This window comes from Paraburkholderia sp. (assembly GCF_028283785.1).
Lineage (GTDB): Bacteria > Pseudomonadota > Gammaproteobacteria > Burkholderiales > Burkholderiaceae > Paraburkholderia.
This window is the reverse complement of the sequence record NZ_JAPWKB010000015.1, coordinates 110,089-132,239: the sequence shown is the minus strand read 5'-3', so window position 1 is coordinate 132,239 and position 22,151 is coordinate 110,089. Positions and strand designations below refer to the sequence as shown.

19 protein-coding genes and 2 pseudogenes are annotated in these 22,151 nt (G+C 62.7%); 12 read left to right on the top strand and 9 right to left on the bottom strand.

The genetic code is table 11. The annotated features are described in order from the left end of the window. Window positions 1–98 precede the first annotated feature (98 nt). The 6 genes and pseudogenes from PW947_RS18550 to PW947_RS18530 all read right to left on the bottom strand — a co-directional run bounded on the left by PW947_RS18550 (window position 99) and on the right by PW947_RS18530 (window position 7,724). Window positions 99–1,961, bottom strand: a complete 1,863-nt coding sequence (locus tag PW947_RS18550) for an ABC transporter ATP-binding protein (protein WP_299633818.1) — start codon at window positions 1,959–1,961, stop codon at window positions 99–101. Between the two features lie 398 nt (window positions 1,962–2,359). After that, on the bottom strand, window positions 2,360–2,650 hold the full coding sequence (locus PW947_RS31265; RefSeq protein ID WP_366146132.1) for a D-serine dehydratase: 291 nt from the start codon (window positions 2,648–2,650) through the stop codon (window positions 2,360–2,362). 19 nt (window positions 2,651–2,669) lie between these two features. Further along, a pseudogene (locus PW947_RS18545) lies at window positions 2,670–3,650 on the bottom strand (D-serine ammonia-lyase); the annotation flags it as partial. 149 nt (window positions 3,651–3,799) lie between these two features. After that, entirely contained in the window at window positions 3,800–5,329 is a 1,530-nt protein-coding gene (locus PW947_RS18540) for an amidase (RefSeq protein ID WP_299633817.1), read from the bottom strand. Between the two features lie 159 nt (window positions 5,330–5,488). Next, entirely contained in the window at window positions 5,489–6,406 is a 918-nt protein-coding gene (locus PW947_RS18535; protein ID WP_299633816.1) for a LysR family transcriptional regulator, read from the bottom strand. 67 nt (window positions 6,407–6,473) lie between these two features. Beyond that, entirely contained in the window at window positions 6,474–7,724 is a 1,251-nt protein-coding gene (locus PW947_RS18530; RefSeq protein WP_299633815.1) for an MFS transporter, read from the bottom strand. 358 nt (window positions 7,725–8,082) lie between these two features. On the opposite strand from PW947_RS18530, the gene PW947_RS18525 reads away from it, so the two are divergent. From PW947_RS18525 to PW947_RS18515, 3 genes are all read left to right on the top strand, one after another. Next, the gene (locus PW947_RS18525; protein WP_299633814.1) at window positions 8,083–8,481 is read left to right on the top strand and encodes a RidA family protein; all 399 of its coding nucleotides are present in this window, start codon (window positions 8,083–8,085) and stop codon (window positions 8,479–8,481) included. 93 nt (window positions 8,482–8,574) lie between these two features. Continuing rightward, window positions 8,575–8,820, top strand: a complete 246-nt coding sequence (locus PW947_RS18520; RefSeq protein WP_299633813.1) for a hypothetical protein — start codon at window positions 8,575–8,577, stop codon at window positions 8,818–8,820. Window positions 8,821–8,853: 33 nt separating this feature from the next. Continuing rightward, on the top strand, window positions 8,854–9,138 hold the full coding sequence (locus PW947_RS18515) for a hypothetical protein (RefSeq protein WP_299633812.1): 285 nt from the start codon (window positions 8,854–8,856) through the stop codon (window positions 9,136–9,138). Between the two features lie 38 nt (window positions 9,139–9,176). On the opposite strand, the gene PW947_RS18510 is transcribed toward PW947_RS18515, so the two are convergent. Next, complete coding sequence (locus tag PW947_RS18510) at window positions 9,177–10,202, bottom strand: AraC family transcriptional regulator (RefSeq protein ID WP_299633811.1); 1,026 nt, start codon at window positions 10,200–10,202, stop codon at window positions 9,177–9,179. 275 nt (window positions 10,203–10,477) lie between these two features. Between PW947_RS18510 and PW947_RS18505 the strand changes: the two genes are divergently transcribed. Both PW947_RS18505 and oxlT read left to right on the top strand, forming a co-directional pair. Further along, on the top strand, window positions 10,478–10,759 hold the full coding sequence (locus PW947_RS18505; protein ID WP_299633810.1) for a hypothetical protein: 282 nt from the start codon (window positions 10,478–10,480) through the stop codon (window positions 10,757–10,759). 357 nt (window positions 10,760–11,116) lie between these two features. Continuing rightward, on the top strand, window positions 11,117–12,460 hold the full coding sequence (oxlT, locus tag PW947_RS18500) for an oxalate/formate MFS antiporter (protein ID WP_299633809.1): 1,344 nt from the start codon (window positions 11,117–11,119) through the stop codon (window positions 12,458–12,460). A gap of 152 nt (window positions 12,461–12,612) precedes the next feature. Here oxlT and PW947_RS18495 read toward each other — a convergent pair whose 3' ends face one another. Both PW947_RS18495 and PW947_RS18490 read right to left on the bottom strand, forming a co-directional pair. Beyond that, window positions 12,613–12,945: a hypothetical protein gene (locus tag PW947_RS18495; RefSeq protein ID WP_299633808.1), complete on the bottom strand. Its 333-nt coding sequence runs from the start codon at window positions 12,943–12,945 to the stop codon at window positions 12,613–12,615. Window positions 12,946–13,258: 313 nt separating this feature from the next. Continuing rightward, window positions 13,259–13,639 (bottom strand): hypothetical protein, encoded by a 381-nt coding sequence (locus PW947_RS18490; protein ID WP_299633807.1) that lies wholly within the window; start codon window positions 13,637–13,639, stop codon window positions 13,259–13,261. A 259-nt stretch (window positions 13,640–13,898) separates the two neighbouring features. Here PW947_RS18490 and PW947_RS18485 point away from each other — a divergent pair, with 259 nt between their 5' ends. The 7 genes and pseudogenes from PW947_RS18485 (at window position 13,899) to PW947_RS18455 (ending at window position 22,151) form a co-directional block, all read left to right on the top strand. Beyond that, the gene (locus PW947_RS18485; RefSeq protein ID WP_299633806.1) at window positions 13,899–14,618 is read left to right on the top strand and encodes a GntR family transcriptional regulator; all 720 of its coding nucleotides are present in this window, start codon (window positions 13,899–13,901) and stop codon (window positions 14,616–14,618) included. A gap of 362 nt (window positions 14,619–14,980) precedes the next feature. Beyond that, window positions 14,981–16,723, top strand: coding sequence for an oxalyl-CoA decarboxylase (oxc, locus tag PW947_RS18480; RefSeq protein WP_299633805.1), 1,743 nt, complete (start codon window positions 14,981–14,983; stop codon window positions 16,721–16,723). 36 nt (window positions 16,724–16,759) lie between these two features. Beyond that, a pseudogene (gene frc / locus PW947_RS18475) lies at window positions 16,760–18,011 on the top strand (formyl-CoA transferase). A 115-nt stretch (window positions 18,012–18,126) separates the two neighbouring features. Next, window positions 18,127–18,558 carry a PAS domain-containing protein gene (locus PW947_RS18470; protein ID WP_299633804.1) on the top strand — a complete coding sequence of 144 codons (432 nt, stop codon included), beginning with the start codon at window positions 18,127–18,129 and terminating at the stop codon, window positions 18,556–18,558. Window positions 18,559–18,596: 38 nt separating this feature from the next. After that, entirely contained in the window at window positions 18,597–18,851 is a 255-nt protein-coding gene (locus tag PW947_RS18465; protein ID WP_299633803.1) for a hypothetical protein, read from the top strand. Window positions 18,852–19,166: 315 nt separating this feature from the next. Next, window positions 19,167–20,414 carry a formyl-CoA transferase gene (gene frc / locus PW947_RS18460; RefSeq protein ID WP_299633802.1) on the top strand — a complete coding sequence of 416 codons (1,248 nt, stop codon included), beginning with the start codon at window positions 19,167–19,169 and terminating at the stop codon, window positions 20,412–20,414. A gap of 153 nt (window positions 20,415–20,567) precedes the next feature. After that, window positions 20,568–22,151: a Re/Si-specific NAD(P)(+) transhydrogenase subunit alpha gene (locus PW947_RS18455; RefSeq protein ID WP_299633801.1), complete on the top strand. Its 1,584-nt coding sequence runs from the start codon at window positions 20,568–20,570 to the stop codon at window positions 22,149–22,151.

Sequence of the window (22,151 nt, the reverse complement as noted above, 5' to 3'; positions counted from 1 at the left end):
GGGCGTCGGAGAGTGACTCGCCGGCGGATTCCCCGCAAATACGGGAAACCCGGCGCCCGCATTGCGCGGACGCCGGCATGCCTGTTTTCCGATGACGATTACTTCGCTGCGACGAGCGCTTCGTCATCAGCGGGTTCGACGATTGCCGGCGCGTGCGCATCGACGAGGCCTTCCATCAATCCCAGCGCCTGCCGCTCGAACAGGCGGCGGTACAGCCCGTTCTCCAGTCGCACCAGCGCCTCGTGGCGGCCTTCCTCGATTACGCGGCCCTTGTCCAGCACCAGCAGCCGGTCCATCGCGCGCACCGTCGATAACCGGTGCGCGACCACTAGCGTGGTCCGGCCTTCCATCAGCCGTTCCATCGCCTGCTGGATCAGCACTTCGCTTTCGCTGTCGAGACTCGACGTCGCTTCGTCGAGGATCAGGATCGGCGCATCGGCGAGGAACGCACGCGCCAGCGCCACACGCTGACGCTCGCCGCCCGACAGCTTCACGCCACGTTCGCCGACCAGCGTTTCATACCCTTGCGGCAACGCGGCGATAAAGTCGTGCGCGCTCGCCAGTTTCGCGGCCCGTTCGATCTCCGCGCGGCTTGCGCCCGGCTTCGCATACGCGATGTTTTCCGCGAGGCTGCGGTGAAACAGCACCGGCTCCTGCTGGACGATTGCAATCTGGCTGCGCAACGACGCCTGCCGCGCGTCGGCGATATTCTGGCCGTCGATCGTGATGCGTCCGCCGCTGACGTCGTAGAAGCGCTGGATCAGCTTGATCAGCGTGGTCTTGCCCGATCCCGAATGGCCGACCAGCCCGATCCGCTCGCCCGGCGCGATCCGCAACGAGAAGTTGTCGTAGAGCAGCGCATCGTGACCTTCGTAACGAAAATCGACGTGCTCGAAACGGATTTCGCCTTGCCTGATCGCGATCGGCTTCGCATCCGGACGGTCTTCGATACCGAGCGATTGCGCGTCGAGCGAAACCAGTTCTTCCATATCGTTCACCGAGCGTTGCAGATTGCGCACATGCATGCCCACTTCGCGCAGATAGCCTTGCAACATGAAGAACATCGTCAGCAAAAACGTGATGTCGCCGACGCTGGCGAGATCGTCGCGCCACAACAGCAGCGCAGCGCCGATGATCGCTGCCTGCATCAACACCAGCATGCCGCCCTGCACGCCGCCGTTGGTCGTGCCGCGTTGCCACGTGCGGCGCGTGCGGTCGCTCCATTTGCCGATCACGCGCGACAGGCGCGCCTCTTCACGCGTCTCCGCACCAAACGACTTGACCACCGCGTTGCAACTGACGGCATCCGCGAGCGCGCCGCCCATGCGCGTGTCCCACGCATTGCCGAGCCGCGCGGCCGGCGCGACATAGCCGAGCGACAACGCCACCGTCACCGCGATATACAGCAGCGAGCCGATCCCGACCACCGCGCCCATCACCGCCCAATGCGCGCCGACCAGCACGGTCGCACCGGCCAGCATCACCAGCGACGGCAACAGCGCGATCAGCAAGGTGTCGTTGAGCAGGTCGAGCGCCCACATGCCGCGCGTGATCTTGCGCACCGTGGACCCGGCGAAGCTGTTGCCGTGCCAGTCGGTGGAGAAGCGCTGGACGCGATGGAATGCGTCGGCGGCGATGGCGCTCATCATCCGCAACGTCAGCACGATAATGTTGCGAAACGCAAACTGACGGCACAGCGTGCCCGTCACGCCGAGCGCGATCAGCACGCTGAACGCGGTGATCGCCGCGTGCCACGCGAGATCCTTGCCGCCGGCGCCCGCTGCCAGCGCATCGACGAGGCGACCGGCGAACATCGGCGTCAGCACATCGGCCGCCGCCGACATCAGCGCGAGCGCGATGATGGCGACGATCCGGCCGGGCTGCTTGCCCCAATGCCCGAACGTGAATCCGAGAACGTTTTTAAACGCCTGGCCACCCAGGTTGAATTTTTTATTAGCCATTTTCGATTGCCTGTAACGGGATGCGCGCGGCGCGATCCGGTCGGTAGAACATGAAAACGACAGTCGTCGCTCGCGCACGAAAAAACCGGCGAACGGATAAAACGGACTGTCAGAAAGCGGCGCGACGAAAGTGTGTCAGCGCGGAGGCGACGAGGATGCCGAACTGCGGATCAGACTCGTCGAGAACTCACGTTTGGGAAAGCGATGCACATCGAAAACATATGACGCCTCCCAGTGAAGTGTGAAGTGAAGGGAAAACACGCGTGGCAGAGCTGCCACGCGTTTTGCTACTTTATCAGACGTTTCAAAGGCTTGCCAAGCGCAGGCGATACGCGCGTGTGGCTTCTCCGTCGATGCGGAATGCGGCGATCCGATGCGGTGCGATCCCGGCTGATCGCTCAGGCAGCGAGCGCGCGTTGCCCCGCTGCGACGTATTTGTCCATCTCTTCGCGCGGCACCATGCCGCCGCCCGTCGCCCAGACGATATGCGTCGCGGCGGCGGCGCGTGCGGCATCGAGACCGATCCGCTCGCGATAACCGTCGACGTTGCCGAGCACGCGCGCGAATCCCGATGCGCCCGCAAGCGCCGACGGTTCGAGCCGCACGTCTTCGGTGTCCGCCATCAGTGCGAGCAACGCGAACAGTTCGGTGTCGTCGACGGTGAAATAGCCGTCGATCATCCGCTGCATCGACCGCCCGACGAAGCCCGACGGCCGGCCGACTGCGAGACCGTCGGCAGCGGTGACGTTGTCGATGCCGAAATCCTGTACCGCGAGCGCGTCGTGGCAGGCCGGTGTAGACGCCCATCAGCATGCACGGCGAATGCGTCGGTTCCGCGAAAATACAGTGGACAGCGTCGCCGAATGCGAGCTTCAGCCCGAACGCGACGCCGCCGGGTCCACCGCCCACGCCGCACGGCAAGTAGACGAACAACGGGTGGTCGGCATCGACACGTGTGCCGGCCGCTTCGAGCTGGCGCTTGAGCCGTTCGCCCGCAACCGAATAGCCGAGAAACAGCGTGGTCGAATTTTCGTCGTCGATGAAATGACAGGATGGATCGTTCGCCGCCTGCCGACGGCCGTTTTCGACCGCTTCGCCGTAATCGCCCGCGTATTCGATCACGTTGACGCCGTGCGCGCGCAAGCGGTCTTTCTTCCACTGACGTGCATCCGCGGACATATGCACGGTCGTGTCGAAGCCGAGCGTGGCGGCGGCAATGCCGATCGACATGCCGAGATTTCCGGTCGATCCGACCGCGATCCGGTGCGCGCGAAACAGCGCCTGGCACGCGTCACCAGCAAGCACGCGATAGTCGTCGTCGCGCGTCAGCAGGCCGTGCGCGAGCGCGAGTTTTTCCGCATGGAACAGCACCTCATAGATGCCGCCGCGCGCCTTGATCGACCCGGAAATCGGCAGATGGCTGTCTTTTTTCAGCAGCATGTTCACCGGTTCGGCGATCCCGTAACGGGCGCGCACGGCATCGGCGAAGGCGGGCACCGGCGTCAGAGGCGATTCGATGATGCCGCCTGCCGCCGCGACGTCCGGAAAAGCCCCGGCGATAAACGGCGCGAAGCGCGTCAGACGATCGCTGGCGTCGCGCACGTCGGCGGCGTCGAGCGAAATATCGGCCAGTGCGTCGGAAAACGGCACGACGGCCGGGTTGAACCACGCGAGCGGCCGTTGTTGCATCAACGGTTCGATCAACGGAAATTCGGACAGCCACGCGGCGAGCGGCTTGCCGTAAATACTGTCAGTCACGATGCGAGTGTCCAGTTGCAGATTCGGGTTGGATGAGATCAGATTCACGCAGGGATTCGAGCGTCAGATCATACGTCAATTCAAACGGCGGGCCGGTCGGCCAGCGGGACCGCGGACGCATCGAGCACCGGCGGATGCGTGACGATCGCGCGGAGATCGACGCGGGTTGTCGACAGCGCGGCGAGATCGGGCTTCGGACGGCGCAATGCCGGCGACGCATCGCACACGGCTTCGACTGCATGCGCCGCGAGCAGCAATTCCAGATCGCCGCGGAAGCGGCCGATCATCTGAAGGCCGAACGGCATCCCGCGATGATCGGTGCCGACCGGCAGCGACAGCGCCGGATTGGTCGCGAGCGTCACCACGTAAGTCAGCGACAGCCAGCGGTAGTAGTTTTCGAGCGCTACGCCATTGACCGATTTCAGATACGGCTGCGACCACGGAAACGGCGACACCGGCGTTGTCGGCGACAGGATCACGTCGTAACGGTCGAACAGTTTCTGGAAGTCGCGGAAAATGCGCGTCTGCTGGTTGTGCGCGCGCACGCAATCCTTCAGCAACATGCTCGCGCCCATTTCGTAGTTCGCGCGCGGATTCGGTCCGAGTGAATCCGGATCGTTTTCATAGGCTTTTTGCAGGCTCATCACGAAGGCTTCGGCGCGCAGCACGTCGAAACAGCCGTGCGCATCGTGCATCTGCATATCGATCGGCTCGCAGACCGCGAACGATCCGCGCAACGCGTCGATCTTGCTGCGAAACACCGCGCGAATCTCGTCGTCCACGTCGCAGACGCCGAAATCTTCGGTGTAACCGACGCGCAGGCGCGACAGATCGACCGGCCGTTCCTGATCGATCGACGCGTGCATCTCGAACGGATAGCTGAGCGGATCGGTGCCCGACGCGCCTGCCGTCGCGGCCAGTTGCAGCCATGTATCGGCGACGTCGCGGCCCATCGGACCGACCACCGCGAGCGGCGTCCAGCCAAGCTGCTTGCGCTCGCTCGGCACGAGTCCGGGCGAAGTGCGCAAACCGACCACGCCGCACTTCGCGGCGGGAATCCGCAACGATCCGCCGGTGTCGGAACCGCTGCACAGCGGTACCATATCGACGGCCAGCGCGGCGGCCGATCCGCCCGACGAACCGCCCGCATTCAGCTCCGGATTGAACGGGTTGCCGGTCGCGCCCCACACCGGGTTGAAGCTGTTCGCGCCCGCGCCCATCTCCGGCACGTTGGTCTTGCCGACGACGATCGCGCCCGCGTCGCGCAAACGGCGAACCAGCGTGTTGTCTTCGGTCGGCACGTTCGAGCGGAACAGCGGCGAGCCGTAGGTGGTCAACACGCCTTCGGTTTCTTCGAGATCCTTGATGCCGATCGGCAGGCCGTGCAACAGACCCTTGCGTTCTCCGCTCGCGAAATCGCGTTCGGCCTGACGCGCCTCGATGCGCGCGCGCTCGAAACTGGTCGCACAGAATGCGTTGATCTTCGGGTTCAATGCTTCGATCCGTTCGATGCACGCGTCGAGCAGTTCGACGGGCGAAATCTCACGGGTTTCGAGACGCTTCTTCAATTCGACTGCGCTTTGACTCACCAACTCGTTTGTATCGGACACGGTTCGCTTACCTTTTGCTGCGTTGAACGACGATGCAAATGAATGTAGCCGAGTCGCGCGGACCCGGCTATTGACGAATATCGAAGGGGCTTTTTACTTTTGGACAACGACCGCGCGACGACCGTAGGACGAGGCCTTGCACCGCGCCGTGAGACACCGCTACTGCGTATCGCGCGAAGGCAGCAACGCGCTGACGCTCGCAATAAACGCTTGCAGCAGCGGCGGCAATTCGCGTCGCGCGAGTGTCTGCACTTCGATGTTGCGGTCGCTGACATGCAGTTCGGGAACGGGCAGCGCGACCAGTTGACCGCGCGCGAGGCGGCTGCGCAAAAACAGCTCGCCGCTGAACGTGATCGCATCGCCGGACAGCGAAAAATTGAGCAGCGTTTCGAGGGTTTCGCTATCGAGCACGCTTTTGTAGCGGATGCCTTCGCGGCTGCAATAGATATCGAGCAACTGGCGCAGCGTCGAGTTCGGGCCGGGCAGTGCAAGCGGATGGTCGAACAGTTCACGCAACGATACTTCGCTGCGCTGTGCAAGCGGATGGGTCGGTGCGACGACGGCCAGCACCGGCGCGGGCTGCGCATAGTTGACGTGAATATCGCGGACCGGGCCGAGACTGAACGTGAAGCCGAGATCGACTTCGGCTTCGCGCACCTGGCGCGTCACCGCCGACGCCGTCGCCACCGCCAGATTGAAGCGCGCCGACGGATGCGCGCGGCGAAACTGCGTCATCGCGTGCGGCAGGAATTCGGCGGCGAAACCTTCGGTGCAGGCGATACGGATGGTCATTTCCGCATCGGCGCGCAACGCGTCGAGCTCGGTGCTGACGTGTTCGGCGTCGAGCAGCGAGCGCCGCGCATACGCCGCGAGCAGTTCACCGGCGCGGCTCGGCACCATGCCGCGCGACTGACGCTCGAACAGTGTGGCGTTCAGTTCGCTTTCGAGGCGGCTGATCTGCCGGCTGACCGCCGACGGCACGACGTGCAGTTTGGCCGCCGCATCGCTGATCGAGCCGGTGTTGACGACTTCGAGAAAATAGCGGACGGCGGCTTCTTGCAGAATGCGCGGATTCATTGGGCGGACGGACGACAAGTGATGGACCGCCCAATCATAGCCCGGAGACTCCGGGCCGGTGCGTGGCTCAGGCTTCCGCTTCGTTCGCGAGTTGCACGTCGCGGATTCGGGACGCGTTGATCGTCAGGCTGACCAGCGTGGCCATCGCGGTGGAAGCGATCAGGAAGATAAACGCGGAGTCGTAGCTGTCGTAGTGCGAGACCAGCAGACCGATCATCAGCGGCGCGACGAAACCGGCCACCTGTCCACCGAAATTCACCATGCCGATACCCGTTCCCACCAGCCGCTGCGGCAAGATCTTGGTGGGCAGCGCGAATGCGGCGGCGAACACGAACGATTTGAAGAAGTAGACGATCGACTGAAACGCGATCACGCCGGCTACCGTGTGCGCGGTGTACATCAGATACAGGAACACGCCGGTAATCGCACAGCAACCCATCATCAGATACTTCTCGCGGCCGTCGAAGAAGCGCGTCATCACCCAGCCGCCGATCGCCGTCGCGATGCTCGCGGTGATAAACGGCAGCGGCGTCAGCAGCCCGACCGATTTCAGATCGAGATGACGCGCGGTCAGCAGGTACGCCGGCATCCACGCGTCGAGTCCCTTGTTGACGATGCTCAGACCGAACCACACGGTCAGCACTTTCCACATCAGCGGCATTTTCAGCAGATCACGGGTGCCGCCTTTGCCAGCTTTGCCGCTATTGAGCGCGGCTTGTGCGGCGGCTTCGTCGCGCGACGGGCGGGGCGCCTTCACGAACACCAGATAGACCAGAGCGAACACGACGCCGGCTGCACCGATCGCGATAAACGCATGACGCCAGCCGAGGAACAGAATCAGCGGCGCGATGATCAGCGGTGCGATAAAGCTGCCCACGTAGTTCGACGAGATCAGCAGCGACGACATCTTGGGGCGTTCGGCGCGCGGATACGCTTCGACCACGCCCTTGACCGCCGAGGCCGGATAACCGCCTTCACCGAGACCGAAGATAAAGCGGATCGCGATCATCGATGCGAGCGACCACGCGAAACCGGTCAGCACGGTGAACACCGACCAGAAGGCGATCGACACCACCACGACGATCTTGCTGCCGAACCGGTCGGCGAGCCAGCCGCCGGGAATCTGCATGATCGAATAGCTCAGATAAAACGCGCTCAGGATCACGCCGAGCTGGGCCGGATTCAGATGGAAGTCGTGGCCGATATGCGTCAGCGACAGCGACACGGCGGAACGGTCGATGTACGAAATGCAGTAGCCGATGTACAGAAGGATAAAAACCAGTGTCCGTTTGGTGCGGGGTTCAGTGCCAGCAATCATTGTCCAGATCCGGTGAGAGCATCGATGAGCGGCTGCCGGAATCCGGCAACCCTGACGCGGTGTGCCGCGCGAGTAGGGCGGGACATGCAGCGTGCGCCCTACGGTTCGAACCGATCGTAGAAATCCAAAATCGCGTGAACAAGTGATAGATTCCGACGCCTCCTTTGCCGAAAAAGCAGGGTTGGCGGAGGGTTCGGCGCGGTTTCGTCGGGTGATTGGTCAATCAGCCCGGGCACCGCGACGGCGGGCCGGTGTCAGCCGGGCGTCGAAAATTGGCGATGCACAATACCGGATCGACGGCAGCGCGCATCGCGGCCTTTTCGTAACCGTATTGCATTTTTCAATGGAGTGACGGCAGATGGATTCGCAGACGAAGTTCTGGATGGTCGAAGGCGCACCGACACCGGTCGCGCCGTTCTCGCATGCCACCGAGCACGGCAACTGGGTGTTCCTGACCGGCCAGATGCCGACTTTGCCCGAAGACGATTCCGCGCCGCTTCCCGAAGGCGTCGCCGCCCAGACGAAGCGCGTGATGGACAACCTGATCCTGGTGCTCAAAGGCACCGGCCTCGGACTCGACAACGTGCTGTCGGTGCGGATCTACCTGACCGATTTCAAGCGCGACTATCCGACCATGAACGCCGTCTACGCCGCGTATTTCCCGCCTGGAAAATTGCCGGCGCGCACCTGTATCGGCGTGACCGGCCTCGCGCGCGATGCGCTGGTCGAAATCGATTGCGTCGCTTTCCGTCCCTGAACCGGACGCGCGGCAAGGTGTACAGTGCTCTCCAAAGTCCTTGCAAGTCACGGGACAGACGCTGCGACCACGCAGCATCCACAGGAGACAGCCATGTCGCGCGAGCTCAAGACGGAGCGGGAACTGCTGGCCATCGTCGTTCAGGCACTCGATGCGAGGCCGGAAACCGCCGGATGGATTCCCACCGGCCTTCATGAACACGAGGACGACGAAGCGGGCTGCAATTGGGATATCCACTATATCCACCGCGATCGCAGGGACGCCGACGTCGAAAACGCGGCGATGCGCGCGGCAGCCGACGTCATCGGAGCGCTTCAGGCGCGCTATAACCTGCGCTAGCGGGCGCCGGAAATAGAGGGTTTAGTCGAAGAAATGGCTCAAGCTTCCCGGCCTGAGTGCCGTCAATCCGGCATGGAAGACGATTACACCCAGCCACCCGAACATCCGATCTGGGACCAGGCCCGCGCGCTCGAAGCCACTGTGTCCACGATCCGGCGCGCGCAGGGCAAACTCAATCCGCAAGACTGCGAGCCGGGAACGCCCGCGTTCGACCGCATCACGCGTGAGTTTCTGCGCGATCTGGTTCGGGCGATGGACGCCGATCCCCACGATACGCCGGGCGACGCCGGCGAATTCGGCGTCGGCGCGAGCGGCTGACGGCGTGTGTACGTTGAGGCGGCGGCTGCATGCCGCCGTCACGCCAGACTGTTTTGCTGGCCGTTTTGCAACGCCAGCGCGCGTATTCTCAGATCGAGCGGACTCATGTCGAACGCGCGGCGAAACGCGCGCGTGAAGTCCGATGCGCTGCTAAAACCGAGCCCGTAAGCGATTTCAGTGACCTGAAGGTGCGGGAAACGCACCAGTTCGTCGGCCGCTTCGCGCAGACGACGGTGGCGGATATACGCACCGAGGCCGCCTTCGTGCTCGAACCATCGGTAGATGGTTGCGCGTTTCAACTGCAACGCATCGACGACACTCGCGGGCGTCAGATTGGCTTGATGCAGATTCGCGTCGATATACCGGCGGACCCGTCCCATCACCGCGGCTTGCACCGCCGCGCGGCCCTTGCCGCGCAATCGCGACTCCGCGCGAAACGCGTCGATCAGCAACTGTTGCGCAACCACCAGCATGTCCGCGCCGCGATGCGCGTCGAGCGTCGGAATCTCGCGGGCGATCGCCGCAATATGGTCGAAGATCAGCGCGGTGTGCGCCGTGCGATGCGGCAGGATCCGGCCATGAATCGATTCTCCACCGTCCGGTATCGCGTGATCGACGATCGCGCGCGGGACGAAGATCGTCAGTACGCGGCACATCGTCCGCTCGATCCGGAACGGTTGCCCGAGATCGATCGCGATGATGCCGCGCTCCGTCGCATCGGCTTCGCTGCGTTTGCGCTGCATGCCGGTGACGGCGCCGAGCGTGCCTTCCAGATAGAGATGAAACGCGAAGTCGCGGCGCGCGTCGGTCGAGACCCGCGCCACTGAACGCTCCAGCACGTGCGCATCGGTCTGGGCGTCGGTGAAGGTCAGGCCGTCGACCGAATACCGGTCGATCCGCCCGGCAAAGCCGTTCTCCAGCAGCGCGTTCGACGGCGGCATGTCGATCACGTGACCGACCCGCTCCCGCCACGCAAGCGCCTGCTCACGCGCTGGCAGGCGGGCAGTGCTGAAGCGGGTCGCGTCGATGGGCGGTGGCGGATGCCGGGTCGGCGGCTCGGTCATTGGCGGAGAAGCGGGGAGGCGGAGGATCGAAGGATCGGGCGACGCAGTCATCGGTGCGGCTGTCGAGCGTGCCGTTTGCTTTCAGCGAAATGTGCAGCGATGGGCGTCGGTGTGGCCGAAACTGAGATGGACGGTCAAGCCTACCAAAATTTCCAGGTTATCGTTCTTTGCAGAGAAGGCCGACTTTGAGCGGCTTCCAGGCGAGGGCCGAGGCTCGCATCAAAGCTTGCATCGAAGCGAGCGTCAAAACGCACGACGTGCGGAATCAGGATCACATGAATACCAATAAGCAAACGACCACCAAAGCCGGGGGGCTGTTGCCGTCGAGTCTGGTTGACCGCCAGCTCGATCACCTTGAAAACATGCTGCAATACGTGCTGCGCGCGAATATGGAAGGCGATCTTAGCCGGCTCGATCGCACATACTGGGAAAAGCGTGTGCGCGAACTCGCCGGTACGCACGATCTGGTCGCGTCGCAACGCAATCGCGTGACCAGGCTGCTGGGCAATCTCGAACGCGCAGCGTCGAACACCGAGCGTCGTCGCGCGGCAGCGTAAGTGCATTTCAGGCACTTGCATTAACGACGTTTACCCGTAGCGACTTGAGCCGTCGACGCGATCCGTTCGGGTCGCGTTTCGTGAACCCGCGTTTCCTTTCCTTACTAGCAGGCGCTTGCCGCGATGCGCGACGCATCGCGCGCGCAAATCCCGTCGATCCATAAACGATGCTGAATGCACGCGCTTACGAAGTTTAATTATTCGTCGCGTCGCGATGACCTTACGATGGTTCCGTAGAAAGAGGCGAACGCGTGGCCCCCGGGTTTACGCGTCGTAGCCGCGCAAAAGCACTTTGAGTTTAGAGTGGATTGACGCTCAGGCCGCCCGACACATTATTAAATAACGGAGACGTAGCTCATGAACGTATCGACAAGGCAATCGCCGGTGGGCGCCTTTCTGGCGAACCGCTGGTGTCAACTCGTGCTCGGCATGTTGTGTATGGCGCTGGTCGCGAATCTCCAGTACGCGTGGACGCTGTTCGTCACGCCGATGAATGCCAGGCATCATTGGGGCGAAGCATCGATCCAACTGGCATTCTCCATTTTCATCCTGACTGAAACCTGGCTCGTGCCGATCGAAGGTTGGCTGGTGGACCGTTTCGGTCCGCGTCCGGTGGTGGCGGTCGGTGCCGTTTGCGCGGGTCTCGCGTGGGTGATGTTCTCGCACGCAACGACTTTGACCGAACTGTACGCGGCCTCGGTGATTGCCGGGATCGGTGCGGGCGGCGTGTACGGCACCTGCGTCGGCAATGCGCTGAAATGGTTTCCGGACCGTCGCGGTCTCGCGGCCGGTCTGACAGCGGCCGGCTTCGGTGCGGGCGCGGCCGTCACGGTGATTCCAATCGCAAACATGATTACGCGTACTGGCTACGAACATACGTTCCAGTTCTTCGGCATCCTGCAAGGCGTCAGCATCTTCGTGCTGGCGTTGCTGCTGTACAAACCCGCGCCGCGTCCCGGCATGGGCGCGAAGAAAAAGTTCGCGGTGTCGAAAGTGGATTACACGCCCGGTCAGATGATCAAGGCGCCGGTATTCTGGGTGATCTACCTGTCGTTCGTTGCGGTGGCGGCGGGCGGCCTGATGGCGACCGCGCAAATCGGCCCGATCGCGAAAGACTGGGGCCTCGCCCGTCTGCCGATGTCGTTCCTCGGCATGACCTTGCCGCTGCTGACGATGACGCTGTCGATCGACAACATCTGCAACGGCTTCACGCGTCCGCTGTGCGGCTTTATCTCCGACAAGCTCGGCCGTGAAAACACGATGTTCGTGATCTTTATCGGTGAAGGCCTGGCCTTGCTCGGGCTGATGGAATACGGCACGAACCCGTACGCGTTCATGACCTTCGCGGCGCTGATCTTCCTGTTCTGGGGCGAGATTTTCTCGATCTTCCCGGCGATCTGCGCGGACACCTTCGGCAGCAAATATGCGGCGGCCAACGCCGGCACGTTGTACACGGCGAAGGGAACGGCCGCGTTGCTGGTGCCGATCGCATCGGTGTTGTCGGCGAGCGGCGGCTGGAACCTGGTGTTTATCGTCGCGGCGGTCGTGACGATCACGGCGGGTGTGTCGGCGAAGTTCGTGCTGGCACCGATGCGGGCACGCTGGATCGCGGCCAGCAACGAAACTGGCAGCGCAACCGGCACGCTCGCGACCAGCAGTGCGTCGGCATTGCGGCCGTTGTCGGAAGGCACGGCGGAGTAACGCGTCCCGCTCGACCTCGAACCGCGCCGCCGGTCGGCGGCGTGTGCATGAACCTGAACCTGAATCTGAACGTAAAACGGCGGCCCTCGGGCCGCCGTTTTACGTTGACGTGGCTGCGCGCCACATGCCGTTACCCGTTGCGCGGTTGCCGGTTATTGACCGTTGGCCGCCGGTTTCGGCTGACGACGCGCGCACTCGTCGGTAAAGAACATGCTGGCCTGATCCGGCGTCATATGCGCGCCGTCCGGGCTGTAGATCTTCTCGATGATCTCGCCCATGGCCTGACGGTCGGCGTCGTCGCCGTAGTACTTGGCGGCCTGCGCTTGCGCTTGCGCCTTGGTCTTCTTGTGTTTGCGCCAGGAGACGACCTGACCGGCCATATCGCCCATCGCGAAGCACTGGTTGCTGATGGTCTGCGCGAACGCCGGCGCGGCCGGTTGCGCGAGGATCACGGCGAGCGCCGCGGCTACTGCGAGTTGCTTCATTGCTGAATCCTGACGTTGAGGGTCGACGGTGCGAATGCGACGGCAAGGAGCGGCCATCGCGGCGACCGGACGAAAACAAGCGCGTAGTTTAGCGAGAAGTGCGGCAGGACGGTGATGCGACGCAACGGTCCAATAGAAAAGGGCGTCGAGACGGGCGGGTGGCCCGTGTCGACGCCCGGATGCAGGTCGGGATTGCGCGGCGTTTAGTCGCGACGGCGACGCCCGCGCGCGGCGCGCGGGTGAGTCACGGCAGGATCAGGTGAGATGGTTCGAGCGTGAACCAAGGGTGAACCAAGCGTGAAGCAACCGTGATTCAAGCGCCGGCCAGCCCCGGCACGCCGCCCTCGTCGCCCCAATAACCACCGAGCGAAAAGCCGCGCGACGCCGCCGGTTCACGCGCTCCGGCGCCGGCCTGGTTGCGGGTCGGCACCATCTCCGGCACGCGCGCGCTCTTCTTCGCGAGAATCGCGTCGCCGAGAAATTCGGCGCTGTATGCGTTCAACAGATGCGGATGATGCGTCTCGATGTACGCCACGATCCGCGCGTGCTCGCCGTCGATCGTCGCGAGCGACAGCAACGTATGTGTGTCCCATCGAAACCGCAGTCCCAACTCGGCGAACGCCGTGTTGTACGCGCAAAGCTGCGCCTGAACGGCGCGGTGATCTTCCGTTTGGTGTGCATCGAGGGCGTTCATGGCTGTCTCCGTTGTCGGTTGCGTAAGAAGCAGAGTAGAAGCCCGCGACGATAACTAACAGTTAAATATTTTTCGCAAAATCATTCGCTATTGCTTATGCATTTTCAGGCACACCGACTCCGTCGGGTTCGCTCGTGCGCCTTGACGCATCGTCGCGGAAAAGTCGCTTAGACGTCAATAGGTATGTGATATACAGTATTGAAAATAAAACACAGCGAACAGACGCTCATGTACGACAACAATGACGGAGACACATTTCATGTCCACAGACGCTCGAGAGGATGCGCATCCGGTCGCGCTGACATTGACGCTGGCGCCGATCAGCGCGTCGGCGTCGTTGCGGGATCAGGCGTATGCGAAGCTGAAGCAGGCAATTGCCGCCACTGACATTTACCGTTCGCGCGAGGAAGTGCGCCTCGACGAGAAGGAGTTGACCGAGGCGCTCGGCGTGAGTCGCACGCCGGTTCGCGAGGCGATGACCTTGCTCGAACAGGAAGGCTTTTTGCGCTCGGTGCCGCGACGCGGCGTGTACATCCTGCGCAAGACCAAGAAAGAAATCGTCGAGATGATCTACATGTGGGCCGCGCTCGAAAGTACGGCCGCACGACTCGCGACGATGCGTGCATCGAACGAGGACATCGCCGCGTTGCGAAGGATGTTCGATCACTTCGGCGACGCCACACCCAACGAACATATCGAAGAGTACTCGGACGCGAATATCGCCTTCCATCAGGCACTGGTGGAGTTATCGAAGTCGCAGATCATCGTCGATACGCTCAAGAACATCTTCATGCACGTGCGCGCGATCCGTCGAATGACGATCGCCGAAAGCGACCGCGCATCACGCTCGATCGTCGACCATATGCGCATCATCGAAGCACTGGAAAGTCGCGACACCGAACGTGTCGAGATCCTGGTGCGTCAGCATTCGGTCGAACTCGCGCAATACGTCGAGGCGCATTGCGACTTCCTCGACTAGCCGCACGCCAGCCGTTCAACGCACCCCCGCCGCTTCGACCATCACATGCACGACATGCGCCGCGACTTCATCCGACGTCGCGGCTTTCGTGCGTTCTGCGCGCGAGTAAGTCGCGCCCTCGTATACGTCGCATCGCGCGAACGCCGGATCGCGTTTCGGGCGGCCGGCTCGCTTAGGACTATCCCTAAGCACGCTTTGGTGCATCGCAAGAGGCACGTCGTCGTCAGGCCCGACCCATGGGCGTTTGCGTGAAATCGCATCGCAGCAGCCCAAAGAAATCGAATCGAAGGTCTCTTGACTAATATTGTGTGTGGAATATTGTATATCACGAGACAACAAACACCCGCCACGGAGGAGACGTCATGGCAGAAGTAGTTGGGATCATCGAACAGCAGACCGCCCCTGCAGAAGAGACGCAGCGTACGACCGACGGATTTCACCTCGTCATCGATGCGCTGAAGCTCAACGATATCGATACGATTTTCGGGCTTGTCGGGATTCCCATCACGGATCTCGCGCGCCTCGCGCAAGCCGAAGGTATGCGCTTCATCGGCTTTCGGCACGAGCAGCACGCGGGCAACGCGGCGGCCATCGCCGGTTATATGACGCAGAAACCGGGCATCTGCCTGACGGTGTCTGCGCCGGGCTTCCTGAACGGACTGACCGCGCTCGCCAATGCAACCACGAACTGCTTTCCGATGATCCTGATCAGCGGATCGAGCGAACGCGAGATCGTCGATTTGCAGCAAGGCGATTACGAAGAAATGGATCAGCTGAACGCGGCCAAGCCGTATGCGAAGGCTGCGTATCGCGTGCTGCATGCCGAGGACATCGGCGTCGGCGTGGCGCGCGCTATCCGGGCTGCCGTGTCGGGCCGTCCGGGCGGCGTGTATCTGGATCTGCCGGCCAAGCTGCTGGCGCAAACCATCGACGCGGTGATGGCGCAGCAGTCGCTGATCAAGGTCGTGGATGCCGCACCGCGTCAGTTGCCGTCGCCGGCTTCGGTGAAGCGCGCGATCGACCTGCTGAAGGGTGCGAAGCGTCCGCTGATCCTGCTCGGCAAGGGCGCCGCTTACGCACAGGCCGATGCGGAGATTCGCGCGTTCGTCGAGAAATCGGGCATTCCGTATCTGCCGATGTCGATGGCCAAGGGCCTGTTGCCGGACACGCATCCGCAGTCCGCATCGGCGGCGCGTTCGTTCGTGCTCGCCGAAGCCGATGTGGTCGTGCTGGTCGGCGCGCGGCTGAACTGGCTGCTGTCGCACGGCAAGGGCAAGACGTGGGGCGCACCGAAGCAGTTCGTGCAGATCGATATTTCGCCGACGGAGATCGATAGCAACGTCGCGATTGCCGCGCCGGTGGTCGGTGACATCGGCTCGTGCGTGACCGCACTGGTCGCCGCGATCGACGAAGGCTTCACGAAGCCGAGCGTCGAATGGACGGGCGCGATCACCGAGCGCAAGAGCAAGAACCTCGCGAAGATGGCCGCGACGCTCGAAAAGAATCCGTCGCCGATGAATTTCCACAGCGCGTTGCGCGCGATCCGCGATGTGCTGAAGACGCGGCCGGATATCAACGTCGTCAACGAAGGCGCGAACACGCTGGATTACGCGCGCAGCATCATCGACATGTACGAGCCGCGCAAGCGTTTCGATTCGGGCACGTGGGGAATCATGGGCATCGGCATGGGCTTCGCGATCGGCGCGGCAGTGACGAGCGGCAAACCCGTCGTCGCGATCGAAGGCGACAGCGCATTCGGTTTCAGCGGCATGGAACTCGAAACCATCTGCCGTTACGACCTGCCGGTCTGCACGATCGTGTTCAACAACAACGGCGTGTATCGCGGCACCGACGTGAACCCGACGGGCGGCAAGGACGTTGCGCCGACCGTGTTCGTAAAGAACGCGCGTTACGACAAGATGATCGAAGCATTCGGCGGCGTCGGCTTCCACGCGACCACGCCGGAAGAGCTGACGGCCGCGCTGCTCGAAGCGATCGCATCGGGCAAGCCCACCTTGATCAATGCAGTGATCGACGAAGCCGCCGGTACCGAAAGCGGCCGTCTGACGAATCTCAATCCGCAAAGCGCGGCCATGAAGAAATAACGGCGAACCCTATTGCAGACCACAGGAGAGATCAAAGTGACCAAACCCCTCGATGGCATCAAGATTATCGACTTCACGCACGTTCAGGCCGGTCCGGCATGTACGCAACTGCTCGCATGGTTCGGCGCGGATGTGATCAAGGTCGAACGTCCCGGTTCGGGCGACGTGACGCGTAGCCAACTGCGCGATATCCCCGGCGTCGATGCGTTGTACTTCACGATGCTCAACAGCAACAAGCGTTCGCTGACGCTCGATACGAAGAAGCAGGAAGGTAAGGAAGTGCTCGAAAAGCTGATCCGCGAATCGGATGTGCTGGTCGAAAACTTCGGCCCCGGCGCGCTCGACCGGATGGGTTTTTCGTGGGAATACATCAACGAACTGAACCCGAAAATGATCGTTGCGTCGGTCAAGGGCTTCAGTGACGGCCACCACTACGACGACCTGAAAGTCTATGAAAACGTCGCGCAATGCGCGGGCGGCGCCGCATCGACGACGGGTTTCTGGGACGGTCCGCCGACGGTGTGCGTCCGCTGCACTCGGCGACAGCAACACCGGCATGCACCTCGCGATCGGCATTCTGACGGCGCTGATCGGCCGCGATAAAACCGGCAAGGGCCAGAAGGTCGCGGTGTCGATGCAGGACAGCGTGCTGAATCTGTGCCGCGTGAAACTGCGCGACCAGCAACGTCTCGACCGCGTCGGTTATCTGGAAGAGTATCCGCAGTATCCGCACGGCACTTTCAGCGATGTCGTGCCGCGCGGCGGCAATGCGGGCGGCGGCGGACAACCGGGCTGGGTGCTCAAGTGCAAGGGCTGGGAGACCGACCCCAACGCGTACATCTACTTCACGGTGCAAGGCCACGCGTGGGAACCGATCTGCCATGCACTCGGCAAGCCGGAATGGATCGAGGATCCGGCGTACAAGACCGCCGAAGCACGTCAACCGCATATCTTCGAAATCTTCGGCACGATCGAAGCATGGCTCGCCGACAAGACCAAGTTCGAAGCGGTCGATATTCTGCGCAAGTTCGATATTCCGTGCTCGCCGGTTCTGTCGATGAAAGAACTCGCCGCCGATCCGTCGCTGCGTGCAAGCGGCACGATTACGGAGGTCGATCACAAGGCACGCGGCAAGTACCTGACGGTCGGCAGCCCGATCAAGTTCTCCGATCTGACGCCGGAAATCACGGGCTCGCCGCTGTTGGGCGAACACTCGGAAGAAGTGCTCGCGGATCTCGGCTATAGCCGCGAACAGATTTTCCACATGAAGGAAATGAAGGTGATCTGAAGCCGTGTCGATGCGACGCGACTGACGAACACAGAAGTTGGGAAACAGCGAAACAGCGCCCATCGCGGGCGCTGTTCGTTGTCTGAAAATGGGGTCTTCGAATTCGAGGCGTGCGATGGAAACAGGCATCGATTACGCGCAACTGGTGTCGGCGATCGGCGACGCCATCGTCATCTCCGATGCGAGTGGTGCAATCACTTTATGGAATCCGGCCGCAGAGCGGATGTTCGGTTTCACCGAGGCTGAAGCGCTCGGAAAGTCGCTGGATCTGATCATTCCCGAGCGGCTGCGCGGCCGTCATTGGGACGGTTATCAAAAGACCATGGCAAGCGGACAGACGCGGTATGGCAACGACGTCTTGCGTGTCCCGGCAATCGACAGCCAGGGCCGTTCGCTTTCCATCGCTTTTACGGTGGCATTGCTGTACTCGCCGGCGCACGAACTGACCGGCATCGTCGCGGTGATCCGTGACGAAACCAGCCGCTTCCAGGAAGAGCGGGCGCTGCGCAAGCGCGTCACGGAACTGGAAGCACAAGCGAACGCATGACGCACCCGGCGGCACGGCCGCCTGCAAGGAGCAATTCGATGCGCGTGGAAATCCTTGGGCCGTACGAAGTCGAGCTATCGGCGATGCAGTTCATTCATAACGGCGCGTGGGCCGCATTCGCGGCGATTCACGCGCACGAGGACGGCAGCGATGCGCCGGTCGATGTATTGCCGTTTCAGCAGGTCGTCGAACATGCGGTGTTCGAAAGCGAAGCCGCGGCGATTGCAGCCGCGCGCGGTGTCGCGCTGGCGATGCTGAAAGGGTCGAACGCGTCGCTGGAAGTCGCGCAGTAACGCGGCCGGTAACGCCACGCGGCGCGCCGGCGCCAGTCGATCGCAGTGATGTATCAGGAAGCCTCGCGGCGCGTTTTCGAACGCGTTTCGCGAGGCTTCGTCGCATCTGGAAACCGTCATTCAGCAAGCCTTTAAAAGCCCGTCGGCATTGACGCTGACAGGGTTTCCCCCCAACCCGATCCGGTCGAAAAAGCTTGCTTAAGGTCGATTGTAAAAATACGATATATCACATATCAACGTGACGGACGCGCCGCACGAGATGGCCGCGCCGGGGCAGCACGCAGCGAATACAGCAATCGATAAGGGAGACGTGGCATGGCCAAGGCATTGGACGGAGTTCGCATTCTCGACTTCACGCACGTGCAGTCGGGACCGACGTGCACGCAGTTGCTCGCATGGTTCGGCGCCGACGTGATCAAGGTGGAGCGCGCCGGCGCCGGGGATATCACGCGCGAGCAGTTGCGTGATATTCCCGAGGCCGACAGCCTGTATTTCACGATGCTCAATCACAACAAGCGTTCGGTGACGATCGACACGAAGAATCCCGAAGGCAAGCTCGTACTCGAAGCGCTGATCCAGACCTGCGACGTGCTGGTCGAGAACTTCGCGCCGGGCGCGCTGGACCGGATGGGTTTTACGTGGGAGCGGATTCAGGAGCTGAATCCGAAGATGATCGTCGCGTCGGTGAAGGGCTTTGGACCGGGACCGTACGAGGACTGCAAGGTCTACGAGAACGTTGCGCAATGCGTCGGCGGCGCGGCATCCACCACGGGTTTCGACGACGGCCCGCCGGTCGTGACGGGTGCGCAGATCGGCGACAGCGGCACCGGGCTGCATCTGGCGCTGGGCATCGTCACGGCGCTGTACCAGCGCACCCACACCGGCCGTGGCCAGAAAGTGCTGGCGGCGATGCAGGACGGCGTGCTGAACCTGTGCCGCGTGAAACTGCGCGACCAGCAGCGGCTCGAACGGACCGGTGTGATGCGCGAATATCCGCAGCATCCGAACGGCACGTTCGGCGAAGCGGTGCCGCGCGCGGGCAACGCGTCGGGCGGCGGTCAGCCGGGCTGGATCCTGAAGTGCAAGGGCTGGGAGCACGATCCGAACGCGTACATCTACTTCATCACGCAGGCGCCGGTGTGGACGAAGATCTGCAACGTGATCGGCAAGGAAGAATGGGCGACCCATCCCGACTACGCGACGCCCGCTGCGCGACTGCCGCATCTTAAGGACATCTTCGCGGAAATCGAACGCTGGACGATGACGAAGACCAAGTTCGAGGCGATGGAAATCCTCAATAAATACGACATACCGTGCGGACCGATCCTGTCGATGAAAGAGATCGCGGAAGAGCCGTCGCTGCGCAAGACGGGGACGATCGTCGAAGTCGATCATCCGGTGCGCGGCAAGTATCTGACGGTGGGCAATCCGATCAAGCTGTCCGACAGTCCGACCGACGTCACGCGCTCGCCGCTGCTCGGCGAACACACCGACGAAGTGATGGCGGAAATCGGTTATTCGCCGGAACAGGTCAGCGCGTTGCGCGCGGCCGGCGCGATCTGACGGCGTACCACGCCGTAGTCAGGTCCAGTTTCAGGCGACGCGAGCCGCTTTACCGCGTCAGCCGCACAGAAAAACCATCTCGGAGACAAGCATGACATCGTGGATACGCTTCACGCGTGCCAGCGGCACGCGTTGTATCGGAGGAGCGCCGCTATGGCTATGACCATCGCAGTGCCACGCGAAATTTTCGCGGGCGAACGACGGGTCGCGGCCACGCCGGAAACGGTCGGGCAATTGCGCAAGCTCGGTTTCGACGTCACGGTCGAAAGCGGCGCGGGACTCGCGGCGTCGTTCGATGACGACGCGTATCGCGCAGCGGGCGCACAGATCGTCGACGACACGCTCGCGCTGTGGGCGAATGCGGAAGTCGTGATCAAGGTCCGCGCGCCTGGGTTCAACGCCGCGCTGGGCGTCGACGAAACCACGCTGCTCAAACCAGGCACGACGCTGATCAGCTTCCTCTGGCCCGCGCAAAATCCCGATCTGCTGAAACGGCTCGCCGCAGCCGGTGTCAACGCGCTCGCGATGGATTGCGTGCCGCGCATCTCGCGCGCGCAGAAGCTCGATGCGTTGAGTTCGATGGCGAATATGGCCGGCTATCGCGCGGTGATCGAAGCCGCGCAGCATTTCGGCCGCCTGTTCACCGGCCAGATCACCGCTGCGGGCAAGATGCCGCCCGCCAGGATGATGGTGATCGGCGCCGGTGTCGCGGGTCTGGCTGCGATCGGCGCGGCGCGCGGTCTCGGTGCGGTTGTACGCGCCTTCGATACGCGTCCCGAAGTCGAGCAGCAGGTGCAAAGCATGGGCGCCGAATTCCTCACGCTGGATTTCGAAGAGGAAGGCGGCGGCAGCGGCGGGTATGCGAAACAGATGAGCGCCGCATTCATCGAAGCGGAAATGGCGCTGTTCGCCGCGCAGGCGAAAGAGGTCGACATCATCGTGACGACCGCGCTGATTCCCGGCAAGCCCGCGCCGAAACTGATCACGGCGGAGATGGTGGCGAGCATGCGCGCGGGCAGCGTGATCGTCGATATGGCGGCTGAGCAGGGCGGCAATTGCGAGCTGACGAAACCAGGCGAAGTGACGGTTGCGCACGGCGTGTCGATCATCGGTTATACGGATTTGCCGAGCCGCATGGCGACGCAATCGAGCCAGTTGTACGGCACCAATATCCGTCATCTGCTGACCGATCTGACGCCGAACAAAGACGGCGAACCGCGCATCGATATGGAAGACGACGTGATGCGCGGCGCGACCGTGGTCCACGACGGCGCGATCAGCTGGCCGCCCCCGCCGATGAAAATCCAGGCGATCGCCGCGCACAAACCCGCTGCGTCGGCGGCGAAACCCGCACATGGCGCGCATGCGGGTCAGGCCGCGGACAAGCCTGCAAAAAGCGGCGTGGGCCTGGCGGTGCTGGTGGTCGGCGCGATTGCGCTGCTGGCGCTGGGCGCGGTTGCGCCGAGCGCGTTCGTCGCGCATCTGACGGTGTTTGTGCTGGCCGTGTTCGTCGGCTATCAGGTGGTCTGGAACGTGACCGCCGCGTTGCATACGCCGTTGATGAGCGTGACGAATGCGATCAGCGGGATCATCGTGATCGGCGCGGTGCTGCAACTGGGCACGTCGAGCACGCTGGTCAGCGTGCTGGCCGGACTCGCGCTGCTTGTCGCCACGATCAACATCGCAGGCGGGTTCCTCGTGACCCACCGGATGTTGAAGATGTTCCAGCGAAACTGA

Excerpts from the sequence above, each read along its gene's own strand:
- PW947_RS18550 (WP_299633818.1), bottom strand. The coding sequence starts at position 1,961 with ATGGCTAATAAAAAATTCAACCTGGGTGGCCAGGCGTTTAAAAACGTT.
- PW947_RS31265 (WP_366146132.1), bottom strand. The coding sequence starts at position 2,650 with ATGCAGCGGATGATCGACGGCTATTTCACCGTCGACGACACCGAACTG.
- PW947_RS18535 (WP_299633816.1), bottom strand. The coding sequence starts at position 6,406 with ATGAATCCGCGCATTCTGCAAGAAGCCGCCGTCCGCTATTTTCTCGAA.
- PW947_RS18530 (WP_299633815.1), bottom strand. The coding sequence starts at position 7,724 with ATGATTGCTGGCACTGAACCCCGCACCAAACGGACACTGGTTTTTATC.
- PW947_RS18525 (WP_299633814.1), top strand. The coding sequence starts at position 8,083 with ATGGATTCGCAGACGAAGTTCTGGATGGTCGAAGGCGCACCGACACCG.
- PW947_RS18520 (WP_299633813.1), top strand. The coding sequence starts at position 8,575 with ATGTCGCGCGAGCTCAAGACGGAGCGGGAACTGCTGGCCATCGTCGTT.
- PW947_RS18515 (WP_299633812.1), top strand. The coding sequence starts at position 8,854 with ATGGCTCAAGCTTCCCGGCCTGAGTGCCGTCAATCCGGCATGGAAGAC.
- PW947_RS18510 (WP_299633811.1), bottom strand. The coding sequence starts at position 10,202 with ATGACCGAGCCGCCGACCCGGCATCCGCCACCGCCCATCGACGCGACC.
- PW947_RS18505 (WP_299633810.1), top strand. The coding sequence starts at position 10,478 with ATGAATACCAATAAGCAAACGACCACCAAAGCCGGGGGGCTGTTGCCG.
- oxlT (WP_299633809.1), top strand. The coding sequence starts at position 11,117 with ATGAACGTATCGACAAGGCAATCGCCGGTGGGCGCCTTTCTGGCGAAC.
- PW947_RS18495 (WP_299633808.1), bottom strand. The coding sequence starts at position 12,945 with ATGAAGCAACTCGCAGTAGCCGCGGCGCTCGCCGTGATCCTCGCGCAA.
- PW947_RS18490 (WP_299633807.1), bottom strand. The coding sequence starts at position 13,639 with ATGAACGCCCTCGATGCACACCAAACGGAAGATCACCGCGCCGTTCAG.
- PW947_RS18485 (WP_299633806.1), top strand. The coding sequence starts at position 13,899 with ATGTCCACAGACGCTCGAGAGGATGCGCATCCGGTCGCGCTGACATTG.
- oxc (WP_299633805.1), top strand. The coding sequence starts at position 14,981 with ATGGCAGAAGTAGTTGGGATCATCGAACAGCAGACCGCCCCTGCAGAA.
- PW947_RS18470 (WP_299633804.1), top strand. The coding sequence starts at position 18,127 with ATGGAAACAGGCATCGATTACGCGCAACTGGTGTCGGCGATCGGCGAC.
- PW947_RS18465 (WP_299633803.1), top strand. The coding sequence starts at position 18,597 with ATGCGCGTGGAAATCCTTGGGCCGTACGAAGTCGAGCTATCGGCGATG.
- frc (WP_299633802.1), top strand. The coding sequence starts at position 19,167 with ATGGCCAAGGCATTGGACGGAGTTCGCATTCTCGACTTCACGCACGTG.
- PW947_RS18455 (WP_299633801.1), top strand. The coding sequence starts at position 20,568 with ATGGCTATGACCATCGCAGTGCCACGCGAAATTTTCGCGGGCGAACGA.